The following is a 22,082-nucleotide window of genomic DNA, read 5'->3' on the forward strand; positions in this document are numbered from 1 at the left end:
AGTATGCCTCGTTTACACTTTGTAAAAAGTGAATTCTTATTACCGAAAATGATCTTATGATGAAGAAGGAGTTTTCATAAAACATCACGAATAGTATACCTTATGAAACTAGAAACTAGGTGCACCATCTATGGATAAAACGAAACTGGAAAAAGAATTAAGTAGTTATATGGGAAGGTTACTTCGTGAAAACTTTGGAAGAGGTCCTGGAGGTGTATTCACCGTCATTTCTCCTCCTTTTATAACCGTTTATTTTAAAGCCTTTTTATTACCTTTAGAAAAGGCTTTGTTAGACAAGGGACAAGTTATCTATGTTCAAAAAACACGTGATTTGTTAATGGAGACTTTAATTGAAGAGATAAAAGGATATATAAAATTGAATATACATGTAGATATTGAAGAATTTTATTATGATTGGAATTTAGAGCTGCAGTCTGGCATGTTTATCATGCTCCATTCTGATAAAGAAAATATAATCAATCATTCCTATAAAAATCAGAAATTGCTGCATAAAGAAGTCGAGGAAGTGACTCGAAAAGCAGAAAAACTCCCTCAAGATGTTTCTTCTTATTTATTAGATGAGAGAACACTCCTCATAATCAGGGAAGGTATTATGGTAAATGTAGAGAAAGAATTAGTGCAGTTAGGGTTTGAAGAAAACCTTACATTGGCTAAAAGAAATCTTGAAAAAAAGCTGCTTCATGAACATAGTCAATCATTAGAAGTGATTTTAGATTCAAAGGTAACAGATGTACTAGTCGCGTGGGACTTTCATAAAGATAAAAGTACGATTCTTCTGATTTTAAACCCAACTTCATAACGGCACTGATAAGCTAGGCACTGAACTAGATGTAGGCCAAAAAGAAAGGTCATATAACCTTTCTTTTTGGCCTATTGTTTTTTTACTACTATTAAAATAAAGAAAGTAGTGATAATTATGCTATTTCAATCGGATGAAGGAAAGGAACCTTTAACTGTTGAGATACACACTGAAGTGGATATAGTAGAAGCGCGTCAAAAAGGGCGGATGTTCTCTAACTGCTTAGGCTTCAGCACACTTGATCAAGCCCGAATTATTACGACTATTTCAGAATTGTCCAGAAATATATATAAATATGCCACTACGGGAAAAATTATAATGGAAATAATAGAGAATCAACTTGAAATAGGTCTCAAAATAATAGCCATAGATAAAGGACCAGGCATTAAAAATGTCCAAAAAGCGATGGAGAGTGGCTACACAACATCAGGAGGGTTAGGTGTTGGTTTATCAGGTGTAAAAAAATTAATGGACGAATTCACCATATCATCTCAAGAAGACCATGGCGTTAACATCGAGGTTATAAAATGGAAAAAAAGAAATAAGTAAAAGGAGCACAAGTTAAAAGGTTAAGAAAGAACTGACTTCCTCTTTACAAAAGACTCCTTTATTGAATAGGAGATAGCTTCTAAAAATATCATCCCCTGATGATCCTGCTCTAGGATACGGTTAAGATATTTCACAGGCTTGAGTTGATACCTTCAGTATGTGCTTCTCCTCTATTAACTCTTAGCAGTAGGACAAAAATTTTTCTCCGCAGTAATCACAAGAGGCTTAGAAACATGAGAAAAAGGTGTAGAAAATTAGGAGCGCTTCCATTTAATCGTTAAATGGAAGGAGCAAACTCTCACGCTAGAGAGCTTGCTCTTTTTATTTCTTAATATAATCCTATCTGACAAAAAACAGCCTTTTTCAAGTACACCAAAAACATACATTTATGATACATAGATTTTGGTATAATCTCTGGAACATTTCTACCCGTATTAGAGGAGCAATAGAGGAGGGGAGTGTGTAAAGAGGTTCCCCTTCACTTAACTCAGTTATATAAACAAACAATACTCATATACATTTATTGAATGGCTTCTTTAAATTTGTCACGAAATAAAACATAATTCGATAAAGAGTACATAGGAGGAGAAAACATGTTTGTTCATATAGTTCAACCTGGGGATACGTTGTCTTCAATAAGCAGGAGATATGATTATTCCATTGCGCAGCTTAGGAGCGTGAATGGGTTAGAAGAAACAAATATTGTTCCAGGTCAAGCCTTACTTATAGCTTCTTATGTATACACAGTTCAACCTGGTGATACGATGAGGAGTATTGCTAAAAAAGCTTATGTATCCTTAGAACAATTAAAAAGAGCTAATCCTTCAGTCCATTATAATTATTTGCAGGTGGGAATGAAAATAAAAATTCCTAATATATCAGACTATATTGCAGGTACACTGGAGTATTATGCCGTTCGAAATCCAGAATTAGATCGTGATTTAATTACTGATTTTGCGACTTATTCCTCGTCCATTTCTATCTTTGAATATCATTTTGGCAGCAATGGAGATATTATGAATGATTTAAACGATTTAGTAGCGATTGAAACGACTTGGAAAAACCGAGTTACACCGTTAGTTACGATTACTAATCTAACTTCTGAAGGATTTAGTTCTGATCTTGCCCATCAAGTTTTAAATAATCCTCAGGCCAGAAACAATCTTGTTAATAATATTTTTTATTTAGTATCTAGAAAAGGATACGGCGGGGTGAATATTGATTTTGAACGTGTAAAGGCCGAGGATAGAGATCTTTTTACAGGATTTTTACGTCAGCTGGGTGAACGTTTAAAACCTGCAGGGTACGTGCTGACCATAGCGGTTCCAGCCAAGACGAGCGAAGATATCCCTTGGTTAAAAGGATATGATTACGGGGGAATAGGGGCCGTTGTTAACTATATGTTCATTATGGCATATGACTGGCATCATGCAGGCAGCGATCCGGGGCCTGTTGCACCTATTACTGAAGTAAAAAGAACAGTAGAATTTACGATAAAAAGTGTTCCGCGAAGAAAACTTATCATCGGAGTCCCTTTGTATGGATATAATTGGTCAATTCCTTACAAGCCTGGCACGGTAGCACCCGCTATATCCAATCAAAATGCGATTAAAACAGCGATGAGATATCAGTCTCCCATTCAATATTCAAAGGAGTACAAATCTCCATTTTTTCGGTACAAAGATCAAGCAGGACAGATGCATGAAGTATGGTTTGAAGATGTCAGAAGCATGAGTGAAAAAATGGTGTTAGTTCGTCAATTCGGCTTGCAAGCAATAGGAGCGTGGCAATTAACGCTTGGGTTTACGCCGGGACCTTGGCTTTTAAAGAAATTTTTTACTATTAGAACGGTATAAATAGCACTAGTTTTTATGGATCAATTTAGATATTTTTCAGTTAATAGTTATTCGATATACGTTGTTAACAATAAAAAAATTCTATTTATAGTAACTTATAAGAAGTTGGAGGTACTGCCATGGCAAAAAGGATAGATGTCTCAATAAAGCAGCATAAATTAAAACTATATGATGGAGCTAAATTAGTAAAGACATATCCTATTGCTGTAGGGAAAATGATCACTCCAACTCCAACTGGAAAATTTAAAATTATTAATAAAGATACTACGCCTCCAGCTGTATTCGGCTCCTTATGGATGGGACTGTCAAAACCTACATATGGAATACACGGGACTAATGATCCAGCCTCTATTGGCAGAGATATGTCACATGGATGTGTCAGAATGGACAATGAAGATATTCTAGAACTTTCTTCTATGGTTCCTATTGGAACACCGGTTTATATACATAAATAGTACTTTAAGAAGAGACCCACCGTTTACATTGAGCATAGAACAGATAGTTTGTTAGATGACTATCTGTTCTATTTCTTGTTTTTATATTGTTTTGGAGTGAGGCCAGTGTGAGTTTTAAATACTTTGGTAAAGTAGCTTTGATCGGTAAAATTCAATAATGCATGTATTTCTAGTAAGGAATAGTTGGAGAAAGACATTAACTTTTTTGCTTCCTCAATTTTTATTTTTTGAATATAAGTGGTAATGGGGATACCTACTTCTTTTTTAAATAAATTTGAAAGGTATTTTGGATTCACCAAAACATGGTGTGCCAACTTACTAAGAGTTAAATTCTCGTAAATATGCTTAAAGATGTAATTTTGGCAGTCTCTCACTATTTTCGAATGTTTCATATTTTTACTCTTAGCTACTCGCTGTGTAAAATCATAAATGACATGTTCAATAAAATTTTCTAAGTCCTTAATATTTTGAATCAATTCCAGCTCTTGAATATATAGATCTCCTAATGTATAGGCAACTTCAGAGTGCAGTCCACCATTAATAGCTGCCCGTGTTGCTAGTGTAACAGATGCAATTTTCTGGTTTTTCTGATTCCTAAGCTCACTTGTTTTAGCCAACCTTCCAAATTGAAAGTCTGTGTTCTGATGAAAAGCTCTCCAGTATAGAGATACTTCCTCTATATTACCATCAGCAATGTATTGATAGATTTGCTTTTCATGTATAGGATCTTGGTGGAAAGTAGCGTTTTCACGTATCTCTGCAATACTCTTGTCCGATATTCCATCTTGAAGAATCTTAGTCTCTTCTGTAAGATAATTTTCTTTGATAATTTCTTTAAAATCTAGCCTTTTGTTGTAAATATTGTAAAATAGCAACATACTTGCATGAATGAGCTTCCAACTGCTTACTACTTTCAATGATTGTAAATAATCCTCCATAGCTTTTGGTGATTTCTTAATCCCATTAAAATCAATTAATTCCTTCAAGGAAGATTTTGTAGGTTGGGGAAATATGGTAGGTCCTAAAATGACTGTTCCATAACGTTCATAATTCTCTACTATAGGAATAACAACACAGTTCTCTAGCCAATCTGTCCTTTGTATTTTAGGAAGTAATTCTGTCTGATTAAATTCAATTATAGAATTTAAAAAGTCCTCTTTTGAAGAATACAAAGGGTTATAGAATTTATTAGATACAAATTCTATCACTAGTTTCCTATCTTTGCTCATAACATAAATAGGGATATTCGCTACTTCATTGATAAGCTTACAACTAAACTCAATATGTTCCCACTTCAATTTAAGATCCATTCCATGTTACCTCCGTTACCCTTCTTTTTAATCTAACCCAAAAAGATGCTAAATTACTATTTTTATAGAAATTTTACCATGAAGTTATTAGAAATCTATATATAATCTTTTATAATTCACCAGTGAATGTAAGCGCTTTTTATTAATGGAGAGGAGGTTCACTATATGTACACCTTAAGGTCTAGTGGCTAATCAGGGCGAGCTATAATTTTTAAAGATGCGAACAATTGGAGGGTTAAATGAAAGCCTATTCAATACAGCTCAGCTATTTATATCTTATTAAAAAATAATCATATTGAATTGGTACTAGTGGAATGTGCTGATTAAAGAACGGGGGAAGATAATTATGCAAGTAACCAAAATAAAGAAAGAGGAATCTATAAATATAGACTTGGAAAAGATAAGCTTTTCAGAAAGATTTAGTTTTGGATTAGGCGATTTTGGTACAAACTTAATGTACGCTCTGATGGTTACTTTTTTAACATATTTTTATACAGATACAGTTGGTATCTCTGCAGCACTAACAGGTACCATTATGTTTGGGGTTAGAATATTAGATACGGTTGTAGGTTTAATTGTTGGAACATTTGTAGATAAAACCCAAACGAGAATGGGCAAATCAAGGCCCTGGGTGTTTTGGACTGCAATTCCATTTGGGCTTTCAGGATTTCTAATGTCAACTGTACCGGACATTGGATATAACGGAAAGGTCATCTATGTTGTTGTAACGTACGTTTTAGTGAATATTATTTTTGAAGCAAGTAATATTCCCTATGGATCTCTAGTTTCTTTAATTTCTAGAGATTCTTACGAACGGAGCGTATTGAGTATCTTTAGAAACTTCTTGTCAACTATTGGCTCGATGCTAGTTGGGGTTATTACATTACCTCTTGTTGCATTTTTTGGTGATAACCAACAAGCATGGATTATCACGTTTGGAATTTACGGCTTTTTTACAGCACTATGCTTAATTGTAACCAGTTTAGGTACAAAAGAAAGAGTTGAACCAGTGTATATACCTAAAGAAAAAATTAAATTTAAAAAAGTATTGAAAACTATTTTTGAAAACAAATATTGGCTAATGATTTTCTTTTATTTGCTATTTTATTTTGTCTATCTTACTGCAAGTTCAACTATCACTGTCTATTATGCAGAATACATACTTCATGATAAAACGACAATCAGTTGGATTAGTTTAGCTCAAAGTTTACCTGTTTTTGCTGTGTTGTTAGTACTATCGCCAGTTATTAAGCGAATTGGAAAGAGAAATACCGCTATTGTAGGTGGAGCTATTACATTAATAGGTATCTTACTGCCATTATTTGATACTACGAATCTACCATTAATTATATTTGCGTCTGTTTTAAAGGGTATTGGTGGGGCACCGCTTGGAGCAACAATGTTTGCTTTCTTAGCTGATACCATTGATTACGGAGAGTGGACTAGCCGTATTCGAATGGAGGGTATTTTATTTAGCGCAGGAACAGTTGGACAAACACTTGGTATGGGACTAGGTTCAGCTATAGTTGGCTGGCTGTTAGGTGCATCAGGATTTATAAGCGGTACTTCTACTCAGGTTTCCTCGGTTCTGAGCATGATTGTATTACTTTTTATCGCTGTTCCAGCGCTAGTTATGATAATAAATCTATTTATTCTGTGGCGATTTAATCTCGATAAAATTTATCCTCAAATTGTTTCAGACTTATCTAACAAGCAATATAAAGAAAGATAAATTACGACTTACTTTAACGAGAAAAGGAGAATGAATTTATTATGGAAGAGATTTTATATGGGGTCGCATATTATGACGAATATATGCCTTATGAAAGATTAGAAAAAGATATACAAATGATGAAAGATGCTGGAATTAATGTAGTACGAATAGCTGAATCGACTTGGAGTACCCATGAACCACAAAACGGGGTGTTCGATTTTACATCTGTTGATCGTGTACTAGATGCCATGCATCAAGCTGGAATCAAAGTTATTGTAGGCACGCCTACCTATGCAGTTCCGACGTGGATGGCTAAGGAACATCCGGATGTATTGGCGGTTACCGCAGAAGGGCCAGGTCGATATGGAGCTCGTCAAATTATGGATATCACAAATCCAACATATTTATTTTATGCTGAAAGAATTATTCGAAAATTAATTGGACGAGTCAAAGACCATCCTGCTGTCATCGGTTATCAAACAGATAACGAAACAAAACACTATGATACCGCAGGCCCTAATGTCCAGTTATTATTTGTAAAATACATGAGAGAAAAATTTCAATCATTAGAAAATATAAATGAAAAATTTGGCCTTGATTATTGGAGTAATCGAATTAACAGTTGGGAAGATTTCCCTTCAGTGGTTGGAACAATAAATGGAAGCTTAGGCTCGGAATTTGCCAAATTTCAACGGAAACTTGTAACCGATTTCTTAAATTGGCAAGTTTCCATTGTTAATGAGTATAAACAACCTAATCAGTTTGTTACACAGAACTTTGATTTTGAATGGAGAGGGTATTCTTACGGCATACAACCAAGGGTAGATCATTTCGAAGCATCTAAGTCTTTCGATGTTACTGGAGTAGATATCTATCATCCATCGCAAGACGATTTAACAGGAATTGAAATATCTTTTGGGGGTGATGTTGCTCGCTCAACCAAAGGGAACAACTATTTAGTACTTGAAACAGAGGCTCAAGCTTTTACAAACTGGACTCCCTATCCTGGTCAATTGAGGTTACAGGCATTCAGTCATCTTTCTTCTGGGGCTAATATGGTTTCATACTGGCATTGGCATTCCATCCATAATTCTTTTGAGACTTATTGGAAGGGATTGTTGAGTCATGACTTTGAACCAAATCCTGTATATAATGAAGCGAAAAGAGTAGGTAAAGAGCTTGAAAGGCTTTCTTCTCATTTAGTCAATCTGAAAAAAAAGAATAAAGTTGCCATTCTTATTAGTAATGAATCATTAACAGCAATTGAATGGTTTAAATTTAATTCTTCCTCTTCCAAGAACTACAATGATGTAGTGAGGATAATGTATGATGAACTTTACAAATTGAATATTGAGTGTGACTTTGTATATCCAGATAGTGAAAACATTGAAGGATATAAATTGTTAATTGTACCGGTATTATATACCGCTTCTGACAATCTATTGAAGAGGTTAAATAAATTTGTGGAAAATGGTGGGCATATTGTTTATTCCTTTAAAAGCGGATTTACGGATGAAAATGTCAAAGTGAGAACTACACGTCAGCCAGGTATTATCAGTGAGGCCTGCGGTATTACCTATAATATGTTTGTTGAGCCAAAAAATGTTTCATTAAAAGATGACCCTTTTTCAGTGGGGGAGGATAATAATTATATCGAAACATGGATGGAACTTATTACTCCTTCAACAGCAGAAGTGCTAGCTTATTATGACCATCCTCATTGGGGTGAATATGCAGCAGTTACTCAAAATCAGTACGGAAAAGGCATTGCTATCTACATTGGTTGTATACCGAGCCCCGTCATTATGAAGAAGATAATGGAACACAGCATAAGAGAAGCTGGAATATGGGGAGTAAATCAAGAGCTGCAATTCCCGTTAATTATTAAATCAGGCGTGAATCAAAGTGGAAAGACAATTCATTACTACTTGAATTATTCTGATTCTCCTACGTCCTTCAAATATCCGCATCATACTGGAATAGAGCTATTTACAGAAGAAGAAATAGGGATTAATCAGATCATAAAAGTAAAACCTTGGGATGTTATCATCATTGAGGAAGGTAAATAAAGAGGAGAATAAATAGTTTTTTAAAAGGCAAATGAGTAGTTGAATTATTTATCTGAAATGAAGAATAAACAAAATAAGAAAAGAGCATCCCCTTTAAGCCAGGAGGTTTGTTCTTTTCTTATTTCGTGTTATAGAGTAGCTCTAGATATTCCTATGGCCTCTTGGAATTCATTCACACTCAAGCAATTCAAATAATATAGAGTGATCGCTTATGGTAATTTAAGTTCCTTATTTATGTATACAATCCTAGGCTTTTAGCACATAAAAAAGTACCCCGGTTAACAGAGGTACTTTTAGCATTTTAACTTATTTTGATGCTGGAGACGTAGTAACTTCTGGAGACGTTACTTTGTCATAAAAATCTACGAATTTGTCACGATCCTCGCTATCACGGTAAGCCATAGCAACACGTGGATGTTCATTCAGTACACCAGAAATCATGTAAGGAATGATATAGCCCCATTCCCACTTTTGACGCATTTCAAGCATATGCTTTTCAATTACGCCAAGAATCGGCTTCATCTCATAGCTTGGTTTTGGTATGTAGCTAACAAGCAGCTCTGTGTTACAGTTACCAGCTGCACGGCCCATACCATAAACAGATGAATCAAGGAATGTAACTCCATTACGCATCGCAGTTAATGTATTAGCAAAAGCTAGCTGCATGTTGTTATGCGTATGGATCCCAAGCTGTTTGCTAGGAATCATGGCTTGAAACTTTTTCACTTGATGCTCAATATCCGCAGGGTCTAGGCTTCCAAAGGAGTCAACGATATATACAACATCTACAGGGCTTTTCTTTACCATTTCAAATGCTTCAATAAGCTGATTTTCCGGTACGCTAGATAGTGCCATAATGTTAAGTGAAGTCTCATAGCCCAAATCGTGAAACATTTTTATAAGCTCTAAGCCTTTATCTACTTCGCGAATATAGCATGCCACTCGAATCATATCTAACATACTTTGCTCACGGGGCAGGATGTCATTTGGATCTACACGCCCGATATCTACTAAAGCAGATAGCTTCGTGAACTTTTTCTCAGGGATAATTTCTTTGAGAAAGTTATCGTCAAGAAATCTCCATGGATTGGGCTCAGTTGCTTGAAGAAGCTTAGGTGAATTTTTATAACCAATCTCCATATATTCAACGCCGGCTGCGCTTAGGCCGTTATATAAGTCTTGCACAAATTCAACGCTAAAATCCCAATTATTAATTAAACCTCCGTCACGAATGGTACAGTCTATAATTTTGCTATTATGTTCCATGGTATTTATTTCCTCCTATGTCGTCTATTTATGTATTATTCTAACCTTTATCGCTTTTATGCTTTTAAGCACTAAACTCTCCTATTGTGTTTATACCATGACTGATTCAGAGGCGTCAATGTATTTTCTAAATGTGTCTCTGCTTTACTGTATTCCATGGGTAGGAGATGCTTTGGCTTTTCATCCGCTTGATGCTCTTAAAACAACATCAAGTTCAGCAGTACAACCCCTAGTATATACAAACACAGCGCATCTTACATCACTACTTACTGCAATAAAGATTGTTTTTTAAGTGAAACTGCTTATTAAGGAGGGAACTGCCATTAGTATCTAGGTTATAGGTTTAGATTGCTCTATAATTGATCCATAAATTTGAGAAGAGATTTAAAACATAAAAAATAAGAAATGTTTTTCACATTAACAGTTGTATAGGAAGTATTAGTTGTTACTTAATCATCTTAATTTACTTGTCTTTACATCGTCAAAAACGTAAGAAATGATAAGAGTATAGAGGTAATAAACATCGCAATCAACGGCTTTAATGCTTTTGTTCGAAGAGCCTTCATACTTACATTTAACCCTAAGCCAACCATAGCCATTGTTAAAAGAAACGTGGTTAGAGTTGAAATATCAGCCATGATCGTTTTGGGTATGATAAGGTGCTTGCCTACGACATAACTCCCAAAGACACTCATAGTTATAAACCCTATTAAAAACCAAGGGAATTCAATCTTCGTACCAGCTTCAATTTTTCCTGTTCGCTTCATCCAATACATTAAGATAAAGCTTAATGGCACAAGTAAAAGCACTCTGCCTAACTTAGCCAACAGGCCAATAGCTAGGGCATCGCGTCCAGCCGGTGCTGCAGCTAGAGCTACATGGGCAATTTCATGGAGACCAACGCCTGACCAAATCCCATATTGGATATTCGTTAAATGTATATAAGGTCTTAAAATGGTATATCCAATCGCAAATAGAGTTCCAACTAAAGCAATAACACCTGCTCCGATAGCTGTATCTTCTTCTTTTGCTTTTATAATGGGAGAAACAGCTGCGATAGCTGCAGCACCGCATATTCCTGTTCCTATCCCTAAAAGAAGGGATAGACCACGATCTGCTTTCATCCATTTGGCTAGAAAAATTGTTAAAACAATCGCAAATATAGCCGTTCCCACATCGCGAAATAACAATCCTAGCCCGTGATGAATAACAACATCAATATTTAGCTTTAAGCCATATAAAATAATTGCATAACGCAACAGCTTTTTAGAAGAAAATTGAATTCCAGATCTTATTTTTTCGGGGTACCCCCAAATTTGACGATAGATTACTGCCATTATAATTGAACAGGCTAGTGGACCGATCTGATTAAACCCCGGGACTTTCGCTAAGCCATAAGCAAGTAAAGCAAAAAGAAAAGTAAAAGCAATTCCTCCAGCCCATAAAGAAATATTAGATGACGTCCGGGTATTTGTTCGTAAGAATACAGTCCGCTTTTGGGCTTTATTTATATTTATCATACATTTCATCTCCAATATGAATTCTTATCAAGCGCGGCTTCACACAAGAAGTGTATGATTTAACTATAAAAGACACTTTGTTATTAGTAAAATATAGATAAATCATGATTATGATTAAAAATATTAATAAATTAAACAAAAAAAGAGCAACTTGATCTTCAGAGTTACTGAAAATCAACTTGCTCCTTTTGTACGTTTTTATCCTTTAATTCTTTAAAAAATTATCCATACAAAAATATATGTGCTTATGAGAGAGAGACAGCCTTACTAGTTGCTAAGCCTTTTTTACGTCTATACCATAGCAGGATCAAACTGCCTAGCACGCAAAGGAAAGAAACTAGCTGAGCTATTCTGATATGAGAAGTTAGCATTAAGCTATCCGTACGTAATCCCTCTACAAAAAATCGTCCTATTGAATACCATAGTAGGTAAGTAAGAAAGACTTCTCCTCTTTTTAACAAGGATTTTCTTAGTACAATCAGGACAAGAACACCTATTATGTTCCAAAGTGATTCATAGAGGAATGTAGGATGATAATAAGTTCCATTGATATACATTTGATTAACAATAAAATCTGGTAAATGTAAAGCTTCTAAAAAATGACGTGTAACAGGTCCGCCATGTGCTTCTTGATTCATAAAGTTTCCCCACCGGCCAATAGCTTGGCCTAATAATAAGCTAGGAGCTAAAACATCAGCCATTTTCCAAGAAGAAAGATTCTTTTTTCTGCAAAACCATATAGCTGTTAATACAGATCCAATAATTCCACCGTGAATAGCTATGCCTCCATGCCAAATTGCTATAATTTCGCCTGGGCGGTCTTTATAATAACTCCATTCAAAAAGTACGTAGTAAATTCGAGCAGTAACGATAGCAATGGGTAGTGCTAGCAGAAGTAAATCAGAGATGGTTTCTGAAGAGATACCTCGTTTCTTTCCTTCTTTCGAGGCTAACAAAAAGCCTAAGAAAGCTCCTATTCCTATGATAATTCCATACCAATGGACCTCAAGTGGACCAAGGTGGAAGGCGATAGGGTTTAAAGGTTGTGTGTGTTGGTTCATGTTTTTTCTCCTTTACTTCATATCGGTTTTCTTACATTTTTTTAGAGTAGTATTAAATTAGAGTGCTTTTTTAGTATATCTAATTAGATAAAGAAAGGACAACTTTTGCTTACGAACGGCCACTATTTCTTTGCCTACTTTAGTGTAACAGAATAGTCAAAATTAAAATAAACAGTATATTGACTTAATTACCAAAATATACTATCATTTTAGACAATATACTGTCTAAAATGGAGGGTGGATATGGATATTTATAGAGAGCTTTTTTTAATGCAGCAAACTTACGCTACCTTATTTTCTCTGGCAAATAAAGTCCAGGTGAAAGGAGATCAATCTCTTGAACTCTTAACATCAAGACAGCATATGGCGATGGTGGCAATTGCTCATTTACCTGAAGATGAAACAACATTGAATAATATTGCTAGAAAATTAGGAACTACAAAACAAAGCGTCAAACAGTTAATTACCATTATGGAAAAGAAGGGGTATGTTGACGTAGTTCCTAGCAGTAAAGATAAACGTGCAGTTAACGTGAAAATCACCAAAGAGGGAAAAGAGGCACTGCTTGTTGTTTCAGAAAAAGGAATTTTCTTTTTGGAAGACCTTTTTAAAAAATTTTCAACCGAAGAGTTGGAAATAATGTGGAAGCTTTTAAAGAAACTTTATAGCTTTGATGGGGAAGAACATGACGGATTTGAAGAAGAAGGCAACATCAAAATGGATGAAGATCACAATGAATTACAGTTGAGAGTAATAAGGGAGCTTGAAAGTCGAAGAGTTCAAGCAATTGATAATATGAGAAAGAATATATAAAAAAACTCGATAGGCTAATCTAACTTAAAGCATATCGATCAATCCTTTTAATGCTTTTCAAAATGAAGGATAAGGGAGAGCAACCATTATGTTTGAAATCAGCGATGAAACATTACGATTAATCAATAAGACCTGTAGAGGGAAAAAACATTTGAAATTAACCGTTGGCTACGTAAGGGACAATCAGTCTATTATAAAAATTTATAATGAGAGCGGTGAAATTGACTCATCAAAAAAATATCATTATGAAATTGGTTCTATTACCAAGACTTTCACTGTATCGCTGCTATCAAAATACATATCTGAAAACAAGTTGACACTAAACGATTCTATACAAAAATACATAAGAGAACTTAAAGAAGACACGTATTATCCTACATTGCTCCACCTCGCTACTCACTCTTCTGGATATTCAGGAAGCTTACCTTTAAATAAACGGGAATATTTTAAAATAATTTTAGGTTTCATTTTTGGGGGAAGTGATTTGAATAAAAATAATCCGTTACATATGGATTTTAACAAAATGAAGATGCTAATCGAAAAAAGTAAATTGAAAGAAGTAGATTATTCATGGAAATATTCCAATTTCGGTATATCCCTTATTGGATACGTGTTGGGAATGATATCGGGCAAGGGGTATTGGGATACTATGAATGACTTTCTTCTTAATGAGCTTGGACTAAAGGATACTTGTTTAGGCGCTTCAAATAATAATTTACAGGGTTATGACCGCAAAAATAATGATTGCGGCAACTGGCAGTGGGACAAAGAAAACTTTATATCACCTGCAGGGGCAGTATCCTCAACCGCTGACGATCTACTTAAATACGCAAAGATAAATATGTACGAAGGTAAACCATATCTGTCTTTTTGTCATAAAAAACACGGTAATGGAACAAAGCAGTTTGATATGGGTCTTGGGTGGTTGCTTTTAAAGAAAAACAATAATGTGATGTTGCACGGCGGTGGAACCGGATGCTTCAGCTCATTTTTAGGGATTGATAAAGAAAAGAAAGTTGCTTCCGTCGTTTTGGCTAATTATAGACTAGGTAGAAATAATGATGAGCATATAGGAATGTCTTTATTAGAAAGCCTCCAAAATTCAAAAGATATATAAGGATGGAAGACAATTTGAAAGAATATGGCCGAATATGACCGACCTTCAAGAAGCATAGAATATGCTTCTTTTTTTGAGGAAACCGTGCTATTATCATTAAGGTTTGCAAGGAATAGAAGATTTTTGTCTTTCCGTACATTTTTTTGGTATAGTGTTAGAAATAAGGAGTGGGTAAGTTGGTTTTCACTGAATTTTTCCAGCAGTTTCCCGTAAAGGTTTTAACGGTAGGGCTGCTGATTGTACTTATCGTTTATTTTATTCGCAAATTCATTAAGCTTTTCTTTGATAAAACGAGCTTTTTAGATGAAAAACGAGAAGAGACGCTCATGCACTTTTCTAATCAGGTCACAAGAGTATTGGGGCTGGCTTTTTTCTTTATTTATGTGCTTAGCCATTTCTTTGACTTCGGAAAGATTCTCACTAGTTCGGTAGTGTTGGCCAGTGCCCTGGCAATAATCCTCCAGCATATCATCCGTGATTATATAATGGGACTGACTTACTTGTTTGAACGCCAGATCCACCACGGAGATTATGTTATTCTTAACGGAAACCGTCAAGGGAAAATAGAAGAAATTACAATGCGCTACTTAAAGATTCGTCAATATGACGGCTACCTCTATACCGTCTCATATAGCAACATTACGGAACTTCAGAATGGAACCCGAGGAAGACGCCGGGTAAATGAAAGTCTTATTCTCAACTACAGGCAAAACCCGGACGATGCCTTCAAAGTAATGGAGCAGGTAGCACAAACATGTAACGAAAAATATGGTCAATATTTGTTGAAAGATATGAATGGAATTCCTATAGAGGGCTTTCAATTCAATCAAATTACTGAACTGAACGTAGGTTTTAAAGGTCACCAATATTCATTATCAGGCCTTGTGAAGGAAGCTGATTTTGTAGAAGCGAGCCAAAAGGTGCGATATGAACTCGCAATGGCTGCCTACAAAAATGACCTAATGATGGCTGAAAGCTTCGAGACAAGCCATTAAAAATAAAACTCGTACCTTGTTTATATACAAGCTTTTATATGTAAAATAAAAACACCCTTGTGATTTTTCAAAAGGGTGTTTTTTATTTTAAAAAATATCTATTAAGTACTTCTCCAGTAAAGATTAATTCTCTGAAACAGAACAAATTAATTAGTACATCTAAATTCTTCTAGTAACATGGTAAAATTAAACAAAGAACGTAAAAAGGTAAAGGGGGATTAACTATGGCGCAAAAATCTAATTATACAAAAATTAACTCCAAAATGTGGGATGAATGGGCTTCAGCGGGAGGAGAATGGTCATTAGCTATTAATCATCAAGATTTTGTAGATGCAACTCAAGGTAAGTTTGATATCTACTTAACACCTTGTAAGCCTGTTCCGCATAACTGGTTTATTCCATTTAAAAAAGCAAAAATATTGGGACTTGCTAGCGGAGGAAGACAGCAGTGCCCACTCTTTGCAGCCCAACATGCGGAAGTTACGGTTTTTGACTACTCTGATAAGCAATTAGAATTAGAAAAAATGGTGTCCACTAGAGAAGGCTATTCTATTGAAATAGTTAAAGGGGATATGAGTAAGACATTTCCCTTTGAAGATGAGACGTTCGATATGATTTTTAACCCTGTATCAAACTGCTATATTCAAGATGTGGAACACGTTTGGCAAGAATGTTTTAGAGTTCTAAAAAAAGGTGGCGTTCTGCTATCTGGCTTTGCAAATCCTGCTCTTTATTTATTTGGAGAAGATGAGAATGCATTACAAGTGGTTAATAAATTACCTTATGATGGAACTAAAAACACCGTAGAAAATGATGAAGAACTTATAAAAAATGGCGGTGTACAGTTTAGCCATTCATTAGAAACTCAAATTGGCGGACAACTAAAAGCTGGATTCACCTTACAAGATCTTTATGAAGATCATCACCACAAGGGGGAAATCACTGAATATATGCCTTGTTATATTGCGACTAAATCTATTAAATAATAGTTGATTATCCTGTTGAATAAGCTACCTCAACTTTTTCCAATTAGGCGTCACAGTAGAGTAATGGCTCAAAAATGAGATACCATATTCAGCTCGAGGAATGGAAAAAATGGGATATCTTTTAGGAAGAAACTTATAAGCCTATGTTTGGTTGAACAAATGCTTCAAAAGAATGAAACGCTCTACCTCTCTATTCTTAATGACAGTATTTTTTGTTTTAATGTGGAAAAAAAGGGTAAATAATCTAAGAAGCACCTAAAAATAGGAGGAGATCAAATGAGAAAAGCGAAACAAGCTGTTGTAGCTTCTGCCGTAGGTTTAGCTGTGTTAGCGACACCATTAGCTCTACCGAATTTAGGAGATTCTGCAGGCTCCGCAGAAGCTGCAGAAGTTGGAGGAGACGTAACAGTTGATCCCGTAGCCATAGGACAAGCGATTGCAGATGCGGCTAAAACGGCCGACAATCGAAGTGGGTTCGTCAAGGGAGCAATGGAAAAAGCGTTTTTTGAATCGGGTCAACAATATAATGTAATGGTCATGAATTTGAGTCAAAGTTATAATTCAGATCAATTACAAGGTGTTCAGTATTTTGATACCGCAGATTATGATGGTATTACGTATGGAGTCTGGATATTTGAAGAAGGAACATTTATTAATGAAGGTGATGGAGGTTATGATAACTGGGCCTTCAGAGGTTGGTTTGAACGCACAGGAGATGACGAGAAAACAGTCAATTTTCATAGACCTTAATTAAAAATAGAGATGAAGATAATACAAGATTCCCATCAGGGAAGATCGTATGAAGAGCCTTTACCGTAATGGTAAAGGCTCTTCTCAATATTTGAAAGCCTGAGACCGGATGTCTATAAGCATGCAGAATAGAAATTTGTATATCATCTACAGCTTAAAAAGAGAAAAACTCCTGTTGCGTCTGAACTGGAGTTTTTCTCTTTGTATTAACAGAAGCCCGATCTCATTCTTTCTTCTCTTTTAGTGAGCAGGAAGCTTATACTAATTCAACCTTAGTTTTTACTTTTGGTTTGTAAATATTCTTTTTGAAACATACACATTCTTATAGCGTTATGATAGCTTCCATCGACAAAAAATTCATCTTTTAACTCACCTTCAATAGAAAAACCGGCCTTCTTATAGATATGAATTGCTTTTTCGTTTTCCTTGTCTACAATTAAGTAAAGTTTATGCATATTCAATACCGAAAAGGCATAATTCATGGCTAGATTTGTGGCAACCATGGCGTAACCATGACCTTGATATGTAGGGTCAATGATAATTTGAAACTCTGCTCTACGATGAATATAATCAATTTCGACCAATTCCACTAATCCAAGCATATCCCCGTCCTTTTCTAGTATGAAACGACGCTCACCTTGATCGTGAATATGTTTATCATATAAGTCCTGTAGCTCTACAAAAGCTTCATAAGGCTCTTCAAACCAATAAGACATAATATTTGCATCATTATTGAGTTCATGGACAAATTTTAAATCTTCTCTTTCCAAAGGACGTAACTTAAGTTCCTTATTCATTTCTCAAACCTCCATATTCTAGCATTACTTTAGCACTTTCCGTTTTAAATGTAAAAGTTGCTGTAGTTTAAAAAAATAACAAGACATAGTGCGATGTTTTACATACTTATTAAAAGAGCCATAGTATAATTTAAAGATCTTGTAAGTGAAATTCATTAACTTTAAGGAGTATCTTATGAAAAAAGCAGTTGGTATTTTTCTTATTTTACTGTGTTGTATAAACCAAAGGGTTGAGGCAGCTAATCAGCCTTCAGTAGGACCTATACATCATGAGATCTACATTTCTCCTACAGGGGACGACAAAAACTTAGGTACTAAAAGCAAACCTTTTAGAACATTAAGAAAGGCAAGTGAAGCAGCTCAACCCGGAACTACGGTTTACATCAGAGGTGGTATCTATTATGAACAATTAATTATTAGCCGTTCAGGTACTAAACAAGAGCCTATTATTTTCAGGAACTATAAAAGTGAAAAGCCCCTTATTAGTGGAGAAAAAATAAAGCAGTCTACACAAATAGACTGCTTCTTGATTAATTATTTACCTGTTTCAGCAAAACGCTGAATACGTTCAGCGATTTCATCACGTACACGCTGGAAAAACGCCCATTTCTCTTCATCTGTTCCTTCTGCTTTTGCAGGATCATCAAATCCCCAGTGTTCACGCTTCACATGAGGAGGTGTTACGGGGCAATGATCAGCTGCATGGCCACATAATGTAACCACTAAATCCGCATTATTTAAAATTTCAGGATCAATAATATCAGATGTTTGGTTTGAAATATCAACACCAGCTTCTTTCATTGCTTTTACAGCGTTAGGATTTAATCCATGAGCTTCTAATCCTGCACTGCGTACATCCCATTCATCGTTATTTAGATATTTTTTTGCCCATCCTTCAGCCATTTGGCTACGGCAAGAGTTACCTGTACATAAGAAATAAAGTGTTTTTTTAGACATGTGTAAAATCTCCTTTATGATGTGTTAAGAAATAATTGATAACCAAATATATAAACCAACAAGCGTAATAAACAATGTTGGGATGGTTAAGATAATACCTGTTTTAAAATAAGTTCCCCAAGAAATCTTAACTCCTTTTGTCGAGAGAACATGAAGCCATAAGAGCGTCGCTAGAGAGCCAATAGGTGTAATTTTTGGTCCTAGATCCGAACCAATGACATTTGCATAAATCAGAGCTTCTTTAATCGTACCTGTTGCAGAAGTTGCATCAATGGCCAAAGCATCAATCATCACGGTTGGCATGTTGTTCATAATCGATGAGAGAATGGCTGCAATAAATCCCATACCAATGGTTGCTGCAAATAATCCTTGATCAGCGGTTGTTTGAATAAGGCTTGCTAGTACTTCAGTTAGCCCCACATTGCGTAATCCATACACAACAACATACATACCAATGGAAAAGAAAACAATCGCCCATGGAGCTCCTGCTAACACTTTTTTCGTGTGAACAGCTGGGCTTTTCCTTGCTATTCCTAAGAATAAAATGGCGATAATTCCTGCAATAATAGAAACGGGAATATCGAAAAACTCACCAATAAAGTAACCCAGAACTAAAATGAATAAAACAATTCCTGATAAACGAAACATTTTCTCATCTTTGATGGCCTCAACCGGTTTCTGTAAATCATCTAGATTGTATTTCTTAGGGATGCTTTTGCGAAAATACAAATACAAGACAGCAATACTTGCCAAAATTGAAAATAAATCTGGCACAATCATGCGTGAGGCAAATTCAGAAAAGCGAATCCCAAAGAAATCCGCTGATACAATATTGACCAAGTTACTTACCACAAGAGGTAATGATGTTGTATCCGCAATGAATCCACTGGCGATAATAAAAGGAAAGACCATTTTATCTTCAAATTTAAGTGCTCGCACCATAGCAAGTACGATAGGTGTTAGAATTAAGGCTGCCCCATCATTAGCGAATAATGCGGCTACTACAGCTCCTAGGAGGGATACATACACAAACATGCGAACGCCATTACCTCCTGCAGCTCGTGCCATATGTAACGCTGCCCACTCAAAAAATCCAATTTCATCTAAAATTAAAGAAATAATAATAACTGCAATAAACGTTAACGTTGCGTTCCATACAATTTGAGTTACATCTAGCACGTCATGGAAATCAACCACACCTGCTAAAAGAGCTATTACTGCGCCTCCACACGCTGACCAACCAATAGACAAGTTCTTTGGCTGCCAAATGACAAAAATCAATGTCACTAAGAAGATGAGGGAGGCTACTATAACTGATACCACTTTACAAACCTCCTACTATTAGCAACAACTAATGCGTAATCCTTGCTTTTCTAGTTCTTTTAATCGTCCATCTTCGCTTGGTAAAGATTCAAGTATATTAAGGACAAACTGATAATAGCCGTTTTCTTTATTTAATGAATAGAAAATCCAATGTCCTTGCCGTCTTTCCTTTACAAGTTCGATATCTCTTAATTTACGCAAGTGTTGGCTAATAGCCGGTTGACTTGCTTTATAAATTTCAACTAGCTCACAAACACAGCACTCGTTATTTTGGAGCAGTTTCATCATAGATAATCTTGTCTTATCGCCAAGCAGCTTCAGTATCTGTGCTGCTTTCTCCATTTCTATTTGTACTTTTACATCCAATCCAATTCACCTCCTTATTTCCAAATATAATTATATAAGTATTTTATTATATATTCAACAAAAATATACGCTGAAATTAATCAACAAAAATTGATTAATATCTTGATTTATCTAAATTTTCCAGATATGATGAATACATCAGAAAAAATTGATTTATAAAAGTGAGGGTGAAAGCAGTGAGAGTCAACAACTCTGGAAACCTATCAGTTACGTACTTTCGAGCCTATTTTCATTTAGTTATGAACACTCAAGGGATGAACTATAAGGAAGCACAAAGTCTAATCTTTCAGCGTTTTTTTCATCAAGATCCTACGTTAAGAGGGGAAACTACATACAGTAACTTTAAAAAAGCTGCCGAGAGCTTCGAACTTTAAATCAAAAAAAATTGATGAAGGAGAATGACAATGGAAACAGTCAAGGAAGGAAAGCACCCATTTAAACAGTACGAACAAAAATTTAAAGCCCTTGCTGATCAAAAGAGATTAGAAATTATGTATGAGCTCTGTCAGCGAGGACAGACATGCGTATGTGATCTAACTGAATTCTTTGGGATGTCTCAATCTAAACTTTCCTACCACTTAAAGATTTTATTAGAAGCAAACCTCATTACAAAAGAAACAAAAGGGACATGGAGTTATTATGATTTAAATGATAAAGAGGTGAACCATCTCTTATCAGAAGAACTTTGCTGCTTGTTTAGAAAAGATACAAGTAAAAGCGGCTCATGCTCTTAATTTACTACATTCAAAATAATACGGAGGAGGAAGTTTGAATGGAATATGTTCACGTAGGAATTAATGTAACGAATCTAGAGGCATCCATTAAGTTTTATCAAAAGGTATTTGGCATTCAACCTGTGAAAACGAAAATAGATTATGCTAAATTCTTGTTAGATGAACCGGGATTAAATTTTACCTTGAACGTACGTGACGATGTAAAAGGTAATCAAGTGAATCATTTCGGCTTCCAAGTAGAAACTCCTGAGGAGATTCATTCCCATAAATCACGACTAGAAAAAGAAGGGTTCTTTGCTCGTGAAGAAATAGATACGACCTGCTGCTACGCTGTACAAGATAAATTCTGGGTAACAGATCCGGACGGGAACGAGTGGGAATTCTTTTATACGAAATCTGATAGTGAGGTTCATCAGACTGAGGATAGCGTTGAGGTGAATAAAAAGTCACCTGCAACCAACTCATGTTGCTGATGCTTAAATGACAAAAAAGACAGGAAGAAGTAGACTCTTTCTGTCTTTTTTATTTAACATAAAATCGATTATGTTTAGCGGAGTTTTCTTGTTAAGACAGTAACTCTAAGCGAGAAAATCTCGTGATGTACGTCCTTTAACTCGACTAAAC

General features: G+C 35.4%; 22 protein-coding genes. 14 read left to right on the forward strand and 8 right to left on the reverse strand.

Annotation, left to right across the window (positions count from 1 at the left end; all coding sequences use genetic code 11):
• The first annotated feature begins 130 nt into the window (after nt 1–130).
• From U9R83_RS08590 to U9R83_RS08605, 4 genes are all read left to right on the forward strand, one after another.
• The gene (locus tag U9R83_RS08590) at nt 131–820 is read left to right on the forward strand and encodes a Na-translocating system protein MpsC family protein (RefSeq protein ID WP_209368800.1); all 690 of its coding nucleotides are present in this window, start codon (nt 131–133) and stop codon (nt 818–820) included.
• Between the two features lie 117 nt (nt 821–937).
• The gene (locus U9R83_RS08595; protein ID WP_116740993.1) at nt 938–1,369 is read left to right on the forward strand and encodes an ATP-binding protein; all 432 of its coding nucleotides are present in this window, start codon (nt 938–940) and stop codon (nt 1,367–1,369) included.
• A gap of 593 nt (nt 1,370–1,962) precedes the next feature.
• Nucleotides 1,963–3,225 carry a glycosyl hydrolase family 18 protein gene (locus U9R83_RS08600; RefSeq protein WP_115653560.1) on the forward strand — a complete coding sequence of 421 codons (1,263 nt, stop codon included), beginning with the start codon at nt 1,963–1,965 and terminating at the stop codon, nt 3,223–3,225.
• A 119-nt stretch (nt 3,226–3,344) separates the two neighbouring features.
• A complete protein-coding gene (locus U9R83_RS08605) occupies nt 3,345–3,680 on the forward strand; it encodes a L,D-transpeptidase (RefSeq protein WP_115653561.1) in 336 nt (111 codons plus the stop codon).
• Nucleotides 3,681–3,748: 68 nt separating this feature from the next.
• Here U9R83_RS08605 and U9R83_RS08610 read toward each other — a convergent pair whose 3' ends face one another.
• Nucleotides 3,749–4,990 carry a helix-turn-helix domain-containing protein gene (locus tag U9R83_RS08610; RefSeq protein ID WP_115653562.1) on the reverse strand — a complete coding sequence of 414 codons (1,242 nt, stop codon included), beginning with the start codon at nt 4,988–4,990 and terminating at the stop codon, nt 3,749–3,751.
• Between the two features lie 391 nt (nt 4,991–5,381).
• Here U9R83_RS08610 and U9R83_RS08615 point away from each other — a divergent pair, with 391 nt between their 5' ends.
• Together U9R83_RS08615 and U9R83_RS08620 are read left to right on the forward strand one after the other, a co-directional pair.
• Nucleotides 5,382–6,722 (forward strand): MFS transporter, encoded by a 1,341-nt coding sequence (locus U9R83_RS08615; protein ID WP_220376204.1) that lies wholly within the window; start codon nt 5,382–5,384, stop codon nt 6,720–6,722.
• A gap of 41 nt (nt 6,723–6,763) precedes the next feature.
• On the forward strand, nt 6,764–8,773 hold the full coding sequence (locus tag U9R83_RS08620; RefSeq protein WP_226555674.1) for a beta-galactosidase: 2,010 nt from the start codon (nt 6,764–6,766) through the stop codon (nt 8,771–8,773).
• 306 nt (nt 8,774–9,079) lie between these two features.
• Here the strand turns inward: U9R83_RS08620 and U9R83_RS08625 are convergent, their stop codons facing one another.
• From U9R83_RS08625 to lgt, 3 genes are all read right to left on the reverse strand, one after another.
• The gene (locus tag U9R83_RS08625) at nt 9,080–10,039 is read right to left on the reverse strand and encodes an aldolase catalytic domain-containing protein (RefSeq protein ID WP_034264917.1); all 960 of its coding nucleotides are present in this window, start codon (nt 10,037–10,039) and stop codon (nt 9,080–9,082) included.
• A 473-nt stretch (nt 10,040–10,512) separates the two neighbouring features.
• Nucleotides 10,513–11,559, reverse strand: a complete 1,047-nt coding sequence (locus tag U9R83_RS08630; RefSeq protein WP_243549080.1) for a YeiH family protein — start codon at nt 11,557–11,559, stop codon at nt 10,513–10,515.
• A gap of 245 nt (nt 11,560–11,804) precedes the next feature.
• Nucleotides 11,805–12,620, reverse strand: a complete 816-nt coding sequence (lgt, locus tag U9R83_RS08635) for a prolipoprotein diacylglyceryl transferase (protein WP_328575196.1) — start codon at nt 12,618–12,620, stop codon at nt 11,805–11,807.
• A gap of 243 nt (nt 12,621–12,863) precedes the next feature.
• Between lgt and U9R83_RS08640 the strand changes: the two genes are divergently transcribed.
• The 5 genes from U9R83_RS08640 to U9R83_RS08660 all read left to right on the forward strand — a co-directional run bounded on the left by U9R83_RS08640 (nt 12,864) and on the right by U9R83_RS08660 (nt 17,281).
• Entirely contained in the window at nt 12,864–13,433 is a 570-nt protein-coding gene (locus U9R83_RS08640) for a MarR family winged helix-turn-helix transcriptional regulator (RefSeq protein WP_140450623.1), read from the forward strand.
• A gap of 88 nt (nt 13,434–13,521) precedes the next feature.
• A complete protein-coding gene (locus U9R83_RS08645) occupies nt 13,522–14,550 on the forward strand; it encodes a serine hydrolase domain-containing protein (RefSeq protein ID WP_243549084.1) in 1,029 nt (342 codons plus the stop codon).
• Nucleotides 14,551–14,717: 167 nt separating this feature from the next.
• Nucleotides 14,718–15,545, forward strand: coding sequence for a mechanosensitive ion channel family protein (locus U9R83_RS08650; protein WP_243549085.1), 828 nt, complete (start codon nt 14,718–14,720; stop codon nt 15,543–15,545).
• Between the two features lie 224 nt (nt 15,546–15,769).
• Nucleotides 15,770–16,531: a class I SAM-dependent methyltransferase gene (locus U9R83_RS08655; protein WP_243549086.1), complete on the forward strand. Its 762-nt coding sequence runs from the start codon at nt 15,770–15,772 to the stop codon at nt 16,529–16,531.
• A 276-nt stretch (nt 16,532–16,807) separates the two neighbouring features.
• A complete protein-coding gene (locus tag U9R83_RS08660; protein ID WP_243549087.1) occupies nt 16,808–17,281 on the forward strand; it encodes a stress protein in 474 nt (157 codons plus the stop codon).
• 272 nt (nt 17,282–17,553) lie between these two features.
• Here U9R83_RS08660 and speG read toward each other — a convergent pair whose 3' ends face one another.
• Nucleotides 17,554–18,078, reverse strand: coding sequence for a spermidine N1-acetyltransferase (gene speG / locus U9R83_RS08665; RefSeq protein ID WP_014460642.1), 525 nt, complete (start codon nt 18,076–18,078; stop codon nt 17,554–17,556).
• A 175-nt stretch (nt 18,079–18,253) separates the two neighbouring features.
• On the opposite strand from speG, the gene U9R83_RS08670 reads away from it, so the two are divergent.
• Complete coding sequence (locus tag U9R83_RS08670; RefSeq protein WP_014460641.1) at nt 18,254–18,640, forward strand: DUF1565 domain-containing protein; 387 nt, start codon at nt 18,254–18,256, stop codon at nt 18,638–18,640.
• On the opposite strand, the gene arsC is transcribed toward U9R83_RS08670, so the two are convergent.
• The 3 genes from arsC to U9R83_RS08685 are packed head-to-tail and all read right to left on the reverse strand — an operon-like array spanning nt 18,613 to nt 20,724.
• Nucleotides 18,613–19,035, reverse strand: a complete 423-nt coding sequence (gene arsC, locus U9R83_RS08675; protein WP_208732490.1) for an arsenate reductase (thioredoxin) — start codon at nt 19,033–19,035, stop codon at nt 18,613–18,615. The genes U9R83_RS08670 and arsC overlap by 28 nt on opposite strands.
• Nucleotides 19,036–19,059: 24 nt before the next feature.
• Nucleotides 19,060–20,358: an arsenic transporter gene (locus U9R83_RS08680; RefSeq protein WP_140450627.1), complete on the reverse strand. Its 1,299-nt coding sequence runs from the start codon at nt 20,356–20,358 to the stop codon at nt 19,060–19,062.
• 18 nt (nt 20,359–20,376) lie between these two features.
• Nucleotides 20,377–20,724, reverse strand: a complete 348-nt coding sequence (locus U9R83_RS08685; RefSeq protein ID WP_014460639.1) for an ArsR/SmtB family transcription factor — start codon at nt 20,722–20,724, stop codon at nt 20,377–20,379.
• Between the two features lie 404 nt (nt 20,725–21,128).
• On the opposite strand from U9R83_RS08685, the gene U9R83_RS08690 reads away from it, so the two are divergent.
• Complete coding sequence (locus U9R83_RS08690; RefSeq protein ID WP_045289726.1) at nt 21,129–21,458, forward strand: ArsR/SmtB family transcription factor; 330 nt, start codon at nt 21,129–21,131, stop codon at nt 21,456–21,458.
• 38 nt (nt 21,459–21,496) lie between these two features.
• Nucleotides 21,497–21,931, forward strand: coding sequence for an ArsI/CadI family heavy metal resistance metalloenzyme (locus U9R83_RS08695; protein WP_182421091.1), 435 nt, complete (start codon nt 21,497–21,499; stop codon nt 21,929–21,931).
• Nucleotides 21,932–22,082 lie beyond the last annotated feature (151 nt).

Origin of the sequence: Priestia sp. LL-8 (genome assembly GCF_036227845.1) — a bacterium.
GTDB classification, from domain to species: Bacteria; Bacillota; Bacilli; order Bacillales; family Bacillaceae_H; genus Priestia; species Priestia zanthoxyli.